This window comes from Thermoactinomyces sp. DSM 45891 (assembly GCF_900119485.1).
In the GTDB taxonomy this organism is placed as follows: Bacteria; Bacillota; Bacilli; order Thermoactinomycetales; family Thermoactinomycetaceae; genus Baia.
On record NZ_FPJZ01000018.1, the window covers coordinates 42,698 to 51,498 of the forward strand.

Genomic DNA, 8,801 nt, shown 5'->3' on the forward strand with positions numbered 1-8,801 from the left:
CGAGAGTGGTATACTACTTAGTGAAGATTGCTTGTAAAGGCAAGTCTTTAGATCGATTTTGCTGACTTCGAAAGGAGATTTCAACGATGGCAATCGCTGAATTAAATACACAAAACTTTGGAGAAAAAGTTGAATCAAAAGGAACTGGTACGGTTTTAGTGGATTTCTGGGCCCCGTGGTGCGGACCATGCCGTATGCTCGCTCCGATTTTAGAAGAAGTAGATACAGAAGTAGGATCAGATGTACAAGTAGTAAAAGTAAATGTGGATGACAATCCAGATCTTGCTACGAAATATGGCGTTATGGGGATTCCTACCTTGATCGTTTTTAAAGATGGCGAACAAGTGAAAAAGGTGTCGGGTGTACAGCCAAAAGAAGCAATCCTTGATATGGTGAAGTAACGAAAAAGACTCCCAGTGGGGGTCTTTTATTTAAGTATAATTATTTTATTATTCAATAAACTAATAAATAAACGAATGAATATGATAATATCTTAAAAATAGTTCGCTTTTATGAGGATAATATGTTACGATACATCGGGTTGATCTTTTAATCATGTATTAAAAGCGAACATAATAGAAATTAAACTAATGAAGGGGGCAGATCCGTATGCATTATGATGTAATTGTAGTCGGAGCTGGACCAAGCGGAATATTCGCTTCTTATGAATTATCAAAAATAAATCCAAATCTAAAAATACTTCTCATAGATAAAGGGCATAGTATTCGTCAACGACGTTGCCCAATCTTAGAAAATAAAATTACAAAGTGTCCACCTGCAACCAAGAAGAAAGAGTATGCAGGGTGCTTACCTGCTTGCTCGATTACTGCTGGCTGGGGTGGTGCTGGTGCCTATAGTGATGGGAAATTTAACTTAACGACAGAGTTTGGTGGCTGGATGCAGGATTATTTGTCCCCTTCTAAAGTAATGGAGCTAATCGAATATGTAGATTCCGTTAACCTTGAACATGGTGGTACCACTGTGATTACAGACCCAACTACAGATGATGTTCGTCGAATCGAGAAAAAAGCTGCTGGGGCGGGACTGAAATTATTAAAAGCACGTGTTCGCCATCTGGGGACTGAAGAAAACCTAAAAATACTTCAGAATATATTCCAGACAATGGAAAATAAAATGGATTTCTTATTTAAAACATATGTGGAAGATTTGATTGTGGAAGATCAAGTGGTCCGTGGTGTTCGTTTGAAAAATGGAGATGAGTATACGGCGGATCGTGTGATTATCGGTCCAGGAAGAGATGGCTCTGAATGGCTGAGTAATATTTTGAAACGTAATGGCGTGGAGATGATGAATAACCAAGTCGATATTGGTGTCCGTGTAGAGACTTCAGATGTCATTATGCAGGAAATTAATAAGTACTTGTATGAGGCGAAATTTGTTTACAATACTTCAGTCGGTACTCGAGTTCGTACCTTTTGTTCTAATCCGAGTGGGCATGTGGTTGTCGAAAACCATTCGGGTGTGATGACGGTAAATGGTCACTCTTATAAGGATCCTAAGCTAGGTAGTAAAAACACCAACTTCGCTTTGCTGGTATCTCATACGTTTACTGATCCGTTTGATAAACCGATTGAGTTTGCGAAAGAGGTTAGTCGCCGGGCTAATGATCTCTCAAACGGATCTGTGATTGTACAGAAAGTAGGGGACATCTATAGAGGTAGACGTTCTACACCAAAACGAATTCAAGAAGGATTTTTAGAGCCAACACTAAAAGAAGCTGTACCAGGCGATCTAGGACTTGTTCTTCCTTATAATACAATGCTTTCTCTAATTGAGATGATTAAGGCTTTGGATAAAGTAACACCAGGCATTGCAGATGAGCATACCCTTTTCTATGGAGTCGAAGCGAAATTCTACAGTGCTCGACCTAAAATAAACGATCACTTTGAAACAGAAACGATTAAAGGGCTATATACGATTGGAGATGGAGCAGGGATTACTCGTGGCTTAGCCCAAGCATCGGCTGCTGGTGTACATGTAGCTCGTCACATCCTTCAAAACCAAAATCAATAATTTTGTTGCTTCTACCAATTGCACAAATTTGGGATCATGCGCTAAGATAGTATTAAGGAGACGTGAATACTATGAGAGACCAAATCCACGCATTGGTAGACCTATTGCCAGAAGAAGATGTGGAAACGGCCTATTACTTAATTCGTGAATTACTGGTTCAAAAGCGGATGGATCAAATGGCAACTCAATCGTTACTACATCAATTATATAAACGACAAGAATTATCGTTATAACATAAAAAACGAGCTTCCTTCAGGAGGCTCGTTTTTTATTTACTCATGCCGCAAACAGTCAATCGGGTTTAGTTTCGCCGCCTTATTCGCTGGAAGAAGTCCAAATATGACTCCAAATAACATCGAGAATAGGATGCTACCAAGTGCTACAGGCAATGAGATCTGAGCAGGCCATAGATCTAAGGATTGTAGGATTGTAGTTACTAGTCCAGCAATTGCTAGCCCTATGATTCCACCTATTGATGAGAGTGTAATCGACTCTATGAGGAATTGGGTTAAGATGTTGCCGCGGGAGGCACCTAATGCCTTACGAATTCCGATTTCCCTAGTCCGTTCGGTTACCGATACTAACATGATGTTCATCACACCGATCCCGCCGACTAAGAGAGAAATTCCGCTGATACTACCGATGACGAGAGTCATGATATTGCCAACTTCTTCGATTCCTTTTGAAATCTGTTGTAGATTTTGTACTTCATAGCCATCTTTTTTACCGTGATTCTGATTTAAAACTTGTACTGCTTTCTTTCCGATCTTCTCCATATCGTTGGTATTTTCTACTTGTAGGGTTACCGAATCGATTTGCATTACACCGAACACGCTTTTCCAAGTTCGAGAAGGGAGAAATACCTCATTCATTTTAATAAAAGAGCCGATTCCTTTAGAAGGTTTTGTGATACCAATGACGGTAATCGGTTTGGAGGCTACTTTAATAATTTTTCCTATTGGATCTTCGTTTGGAAATAGCTTTTCTGCTACTCCATCTGTAATGACGGCTCCTGCATTACTACTCTGGAAGTCACTCCCTTGAAAGGATCTCCCTTTGTCTATGGTCACATTGGACATTTCGAGATAGGATGGATCACTAAAGCCGATTATAAAGGTTTGTGCTACTTTCTCTTTTTGGTATTGAACGTCAGACATTGAGGAACCTGTCGTTAGTACTTGCTTGACACCTGGGACTAATTTTAGGCTTTCAATATCCTTTTCAGTAAACACTTTCTCATTTGGATTGGGGATTGCAAATCCGCCAGCATTATCAGATTTTGGCATCAAGTTAATCGAGTTTTGGGTGCCAGTAAATGATTCTGTTAGTTGCTGAGTCCCACCTTGTCCAATAGCTACGATGATCGTAACCGAGGCGACACCAATAATAATCCCTAACATTGTTAAAATTGAACGAAGCTTATGAGAGACAATGGAGTCTAAGGCCATTTTTAGGTTTTCCCATATACTCATAGTGACCCCCGTCCTACTCCATGGGATGGCATGGAATCTTCGATGATCTCGCCATCTCGAATGATAATCTGCCTCTGAGCTCTCCTTGCCACCTCAGGGTCATGTGTAATCATAACAACGGTTCGTCCTTCTTGATGGAGTTCATCAAATAATTCTAAGATGACTTGTCCTGATTTCGTATCTAACGCACCAGTGGGCTCGTCTGCTAAGAGGACATGAGGATTATTGACAAGAGCCCTTGCGATTGCAACACGTTGCTGTTGACCGCCAGATAGTTCTTTTGGTCTATGGCTTTTTCGATCCTCAAGGCCCACTTTCCGAAGGGCTTCTACTGCCTGGCTACTTCTCTTGCTTTTTGACATTCCAGCATAAACAAGAGGGAGTTCTACATTTTTTTGTGCACTTAACCGAGGTAAAAGCTGAAATTGTTGAAAGATAAAGCCAATCATGCGATTTCGTACTTTCGCTAATTCCAAATCCTCCATTTGCGAAACTTCTTTCCCGTTTATTTGGTAGCTTCCTGAAGTAGGGCGATCTAAGCAGCCAATTATATTCATCAATGTTGATTTTCCAGAACCAGAAGGTCCCATAATCGCAACGTACTCACCTTGGTTTACATAAAAATCAATGTTTTGTAGTACGGGTACATGTAATTTTCCAGAGTGGTACGTCTTGCAAACTTCAGTTAGCTGGATCATTTAGGACTCACATCCATCCCGGATGTAATGTTGGAAGATAGATTCACTATCACTTTATCTGTTGCGGTGATTCCGGATACGACTTCTACCATTTTGTCATCTTTTGCTCCCAGTTTGACAGGCTTACGAATGGCTTTCCCACTTTCCACAACAAATACAAATGCTTGGGAGTTATCCTCTTGGATGGATGTTTGTGGTATGCTCATTGCTTTTTTGGAAGAAGAGATAATGTTTACGACTACTTGTGAACCGAGTTTTACAGGGATTTGATCATTTAGATACAACTCGACTGGATAGTTGGCCGCTTGTGCTTTCTCATTTGGTAAGCCACTTGTATTATTGCTTTCGGGTAGGAGTCCTACTTGTGAGACTGTTGCCTTCCATGTCTTGTCTGGAATGGCATCACTCTTCACCGTAGCTTCTTGTCCTTCTTTTACCTTTAAAGCATCATATTCGGAAATCGTTGCTTTAATTTTCAACTTGTCTACAGTGGCGACGACGACGAGTGGCTTACTGTTTGTAGGGCTGCTAGTATCCTCATTTACCTGAGCCACTACACCGCTTTCCTTACTTTTGACAACCAGATTTGCTATTTTGGTTTTGACGATATCTAATTGTTTCTTAGCTTGGCTTACTTCTAGCTTAGCGAGCTGAATTTGTTGATCGATATTTTCTCCGCTAGGTGGCATGGTTGGCTGGACACCTTTACTGGCCCCTTTTTGAGAAGTAAGCTGTTTCAATTTTAATTCCGCCGATTTCACTTGTAGATCGGCTTGATCGCGCTCAGTTGTAAAAGCGGGGTTTTTATATTCTAATAATTTATCCCCTCTGCTTACTTTGTCTCCTACTTTCACCCAAATCTTCTTTAATTCACCAAGCTCGGGTCGAAGGAAGATCGCCTCTTCATCAGCAGGGGTTAGTGTGCCTGTTGACATAAAACTTTCTTGAATATTATGCTCTTGTAACGTTGTTACTTGCACATCGGGCTTTTGGTTCCCTTTCTGTAAGATAGCAATCCCTACTAATAGCGCAATAACAGAAACCACTCCTGCCCAGATCCATACTTTTTTCCTCATGATGACCTCCTGTGTTGAAATATGTACAGCTATCACTCTTTACCCAATTCACTATTGATTTATCATCCTAATTTTCCTCTAATGTAATGAAAAATATGCTTATCTTTATGAAACAGCACCTTTGCTAAACTTTGGTTCGAATGTTATAACGAATAAAGTATAAGAGAACTTCTTTGTTATGAAGTTCTCTTACGCGTATGCTTTATTTTTCGTCTGATTGGTTTGAATCTGAATTTGTGTCTAAATCTGATTTTGGATCTTGTTGTTCAGTTGCTGAATGATTACCAAACACACGAGGTTCAATGATTTCCTTGAGGCGTTTGGTTAGGATTAGCTGATAGATGATTGAGATAGGTGGAGTTATAATCATAACTATTACACCGATTAGTAGACTCATCATAACAATATAGAGTGGATCTGGCTCTGAAGCAGTGCCAGCCATGACAATGCCAAGAACAACTAAAATTCCAAACCCAATCATTAATGCGATCGTTAAGACTAGCAATAATATACCGGTGAGAAAGGTTTGCCCGAATGCACGAGTAAGGGTTTGAAACCCTACCTTTACTGCAGCCCAAACGCGCAAGTCTTTTTGTAAATAAAGAACGGTTCCATGTGCCATCGAGACGTGAAATGGGATTGTTGCGATATAAAATGGAATTAGTAATAAAATCTCGAGTGCAGGAGAATGGTTTGAGATAGCAGATATGATTGTTTCAACCAACATAATAGGTATGTAGAGCACAATCAGATATGCAAGTAGCAGTTTTAGTACTTTCCAAAACTTCTTAAATCCGTGTGTCAGAAAGCCACTTACACTTGATCGATCATGATATACAGCATCATTAACTGAACCCGTCATTCCAGCAGTGAAGAGTGCCATAGATGCGAAATAAATGAGGATCATAAGAGGGATCATGAGAATGACTGCGTAGCCAATTGAATCGGCTAGCTTATAAATGATCTCCATATCAGGATTAGGATTAGAAAAATCTAACTGGCTAATATCAGATGCCTGATAAAAAATGGTGCCTAGAATTCCAAATAGGATAAGCGAAACGATAAGGGTAAGGACCCCGAAGGTAAGAAAACCGAGATATGATCCAGCGATAAGTTTAGAACCATGTTTTTTTAAAATATCCATATGTGTCTACTAGGGTAGTCCCGCTAATAGACAGCACCTCCTTTGGTTGTGAAAAAATAATTGCATTTAGCATTGTAATATAACTCTAAGAAGTTTGTCCATTGTGTAACAAGTATTATCCTTCCTTATTTTATAGAGATCAAAACGAGTATCTCACTTTTATTTGATTTTTTTTTTTGAAAACGTGTTAAAATGTTTGTATAGAACAGATGTACGGTTACAGTATGGAGGGGCGCTTTGTGTCGTTGTTAAAAGATAAGCTTGCCTTACTACCTGATCAACCTGGCTGTTATTTGATGAAAAATGCAGATCAACAGATCATCTATGTAGGGAAGGCGAAGAGTCTTAGGAGTCGAGTGCGCTCCTATTTTACGGGTTCTCATGATGCGAAAACACAACGTCTCGTCATGGATATCGTTGATTTTGAGTATATCGTTGTGAATAGCCCATTAGAAGCGCTGATTTTAGAATTAAATATGATTAAGAAGCATCGTCCTAGGTACAACATTATGTTAAAGGATGATAAGTCTTATCCCTATATTCGATTAACGAAAGAGAAACACCCACGTCTGGAAGTGACCCGGAAGGTGCGTAAGGATGGGGCTAAATATTTTGGTCCTTATCCTCATGCGGGGGCCGCTCAACAGACGAAGAAGCTACTTGATCGTTTATTTCCATTGCGAAAATGTCACAGTCTACCAAAACGGGTATGTCTATATTATCATCTGAATCAGTGTTTAGCTCCTTGTGAACATGAGGTTGAGCCTGAGAGTTATGAAGAGATTACGAAGAAGATCACGCGCTTTTTGGGTGGTGGCTATCCAGAGCTACAAAAGGAGCTCCGCCAAAAGATGGAAGAAGCGGCAGAAGAGATGGAGTTTGAACGGGCTAAGGAATTAAGGGATTTGATACATGATATCCAAGCGACGATGGAAAGGCAAAATGTGATGATCCAAGATCATGTGGATCGAGATGTCTTTGGATATTATGTAGACAAAGGTTCCATCTGTGTACAGGTCTTTTTTGTACGTCGTGGGAAATTAATTGAGCGAGAAGTGTCGATTTTTCCATACTATGGGGAAGCGGCGGAAGATTTTCTTACCTTTGTAGGGCAGTTTTATCATGAATCGCCTGTGTTGCCAAAAGAAATCCATTTGCCTGCTGGAGTCGATGCGGAGTTAGTAGCTCAATTGGTTCCGAGTGTGAAGGTTCGGATTCCTCAGCGAGGGGTTAAGAAAAATCTGGTAGAGATGGCTACAGAAAATGCAAAGATTGCCTTATCGGAGCGTTTTCAATTACTAGAGAGAAATCAAGCGAAAACAGATGAATCGATTCGCAACTTGGGAGAAGCATTAAATATTGGATTGCCAAGACGTATCGAAGCATTTGATAATTCGAATATTCAAGGGGCGGATCCAGTCTCAGCGATGGTGGTATTTATAGATGGGAAAGCAGATAAGAGAGAGTATCGCAAGTATAAAATCCGTACGGTCGAGGGCCCCGACGATTATGGAACGATGCGTGAAGTCATTCGCAGACGGTATACGAGAGTGTTAAAAGACAATCTACCATTACCTGACTTGATATTAGTGGATGGCGGAAAAGGGCAAATGTCTGCCGCAATTGATGTGTTGGAGAACGAATTAGGACTTTATGTTCCGGTGGCTGGGATGGTGAAGGATAAAAAGCATCAAACAGCCGGACTATTGTATGGTGATCCTGCTTATGCCGTTGATTTACGCAGGGGAACGCAAGAATTTTATCTGATCCAGCGAATTCAGGAAGAAGTTCATCGCTTTGCCATCACGTTCCACCGTCAAGCTCGTGGGAAATCGATGATTCAATCCGCTCTCGATGAGATTCCTGGAGTAGGTGAGAAGCGAAAACAGCAACTTTACCGTCACTTTGGATCGATCGATGAGATGAGGAGTGCGAGTCTAGAGGACTTCCGCAAAGCAGGGCTTGGAGACCAACTAGCGAAAACGATTATGCAGGTACTAGGGGAAAAAGGAGAGCAGAGCCTACCGGACTGATAGGCTCTGCTTTTTTTGGTGCGCCCGGCATGGGCGCAGTCTATAGGGTGAAAGTCCCGAATGGTGAAGGTAGCAGTAGCCATAGCTTAAGACAAGGGTGTCCACCGTGAGGTGGAATCTGAAGGAAGTCGGCGGCAAACCTCCGGTCTGAGGAACACGAATCTCATATAAGGCTAGCATTCGCTGGATGAGTCTGCCGAACAAGACAAAGTCCTTGCTACCGAAGGCGGATGAGAGTAAATGAGGCAGATGGATGGAGGGAAAGACTGCGTCCTTACCCGGGGAGATCTGCATGGCAAGCCATGCTCACATGGTAACCTAGACCGAAAGGTTTAGCTGAACAT

General features: G+C 41.1%; 8 protein-coding genes. 4 read left to right on the forward strand and 4 right to left on the reverse strand.

The features are described from left to right. Nucleotides 1-86 precede the first annotated feature (86 nt). From trxA to BT147_RS15625, 3 genes are all read left to right on the forward strand, one after another. Nucleotides 87-401, forward strand: a complete 315-nt coding sequence (gene trxA / locus BT147_RS12530; protein WP_072335920.1) for a thioredoxin — start codon at nucleotides 87-89, stop codon at nucleotides 399-401. Between the two features lie 208 nt (nucleotides 402-609). Beyond that, nucleotides 610-2,034: an NAD(P)/FAD-dependent oxidoreductase gene (locus BT147_RS12535; protein WP_072335923.1), complete on the forward strand. Its 1,425-nt coding sequence runs from the start codon at nucleotides 610-612 to the stop codon at nucleotides 2,032-2,034. A gap of 71 nt (nucleotides 2,035-2,105) precedes the next feature. Beyond that, nucleotides 2,106-2,267, forward strand: coding sequence for a hypothetical protein (locus BT147_RS15625; RefSeq protein WP_165873732.1), 162 nt, complete (start codon nucleotides 2,106-2,108; stop codon nucleotides 2,265-2,267). Nucleotides 2,268-2,306: 39 nt separating this feature from the next. On the opposite strand, the gene BT147_RS12540 is transcribed toward BT147_RS15625, so the two are convergent. The 4 genes from BT147_RS12540 to BT147_RS12555 form a co-directional block, all read right to left on the reverse strand. Further along, nucleotides 2,307-3,506 carry an ABC transporter permease gene (locus BT147_RS12540; RefSeq protein ID WP_072335926.1) on the reverse strand — a complete coding sequence of 400 codons (1,200 nt, stop codon included), beginning with the start codon at nucleotides 3,504-3,506 and terminating at the stop codon, nucleotides 2,307-2,309. Then, a complete protein-coding gene (locus BT147_RS12545; protein WP_072335928.1) occupies nucleotides 3,503-4,204 on the reverse strand; it encodes an ABC transporter ATP-binding protein in 702 nt (233 codons plus the stop codon). The genes BT147_RS12540 and BT147_RS12545 overlap by 4 nt, the downstream gene beginning before the upstream one ends. Further along, nucleotides 4,201-5,280 carry an efflux RND transporter periplasmic adaptor subunit gene (locus tag BT147_RS12550; protein WP_072335931.1) on the reverse strand — a complete coding sequence of 360 codons (1,080 nt, stop codon included), beginning with the start codon at nucleotides 5,278-5,280 and terminating at the stop codon, nucleotides 4,201-4,203. Before BT147_RS12550 ends, BT147_RS12545 begins: the two co-directional genes overlap by 4 nt. 202 nt (nucleotides 5,281-5,482) lie before the next feature. Next, entirely contained in the window at nucleotides 5,483-6,424 is a 942-nt protein-coding gene (locus BT147_RS12555) for a hypothetical protein (RefSeq protein ID WP_072335934.1), read from the reverse strand. 224 nt (nucleotides 6,425-6,648) lie between these two features. Here BT147_RS12555 and uvrC point away from each other — a divergent pair, with 224 nt between their 5' ends. Next, nucleotides 6,649-8,457, forward strand: a complete 1,809-nt coding sequence (uvrC, locus tag BT147_RS12560; protein ID WP_072335937.1) for an excinuclease ABC subunit UvrC — start codon at nucleotides 6,649-6,651, stop codon at nucleotides 8,455-8,457. Nucleotides 8,458-8,801: the final 344 nt, after the last annotated feature.

What these genes read in the sequence shown, in the direction of transcription:
- BT147_RS12540 (WP_072335926.1), bottom strand. Translation starts at nt 3,506, where the DNA reads ATGAGTATATGGGAAAACCTAAAAATGGCCTTAGACTCCATTGTCTCT.
- BT147_RS12535 (WP_072335923.1), top strand. Translation starts at nt 610, where the DNA reads ATGCATTATGATGTAATTGTAGTCGGAGCTGGACCAAGCGGAATATTC.
- BT147_RS12545 (WP_072335928.1), bottom strand. Translation starts at nt 4,204, where the DNA reads ATGATCCAGCTAACTGAAGTTTGCAAGACGTACCACTCTGGAAAATTA.
- BT147_RS12550 (WP_072335931.1), bottom strand. Translation starts at nt 5,280, where the DNA reads ATGAGGAAAAAAGTATGGATCTGGGCAGGAGTGGTTTCTGTTATTGCG.
- BT147_RS15625 (WP_165873732.1), top strand. Translation starts at nt 2,106, where the DNA reads ATGAGAGACCAAATCCACGCATTGGTAGACCTATTGCCAGAAGAAGAT.
- BT147_RS12555 (WP_072335934.1), bottom strand. Translation starts at nt 6,424, where the DNA reads ATGGATATTTTAAAAAAACATGGTTCTAAACTTATCGCTGGATCATAT.
- trxA (WP_072335920.1), top strand. Translation starts at nt 87, where the DNA reads ATGGCAATCGCTGAATTAAATACACAAAACTTTGGAGAAAAAGTTGAA.
- uvrC (WP_072335937.1), top strand. Translation starts at nt 6,649, where the DNA reads ATGGAGGGGCGCTTTGTGTCGTTGTTAAAAGATAAGCTTGCCTTACTA.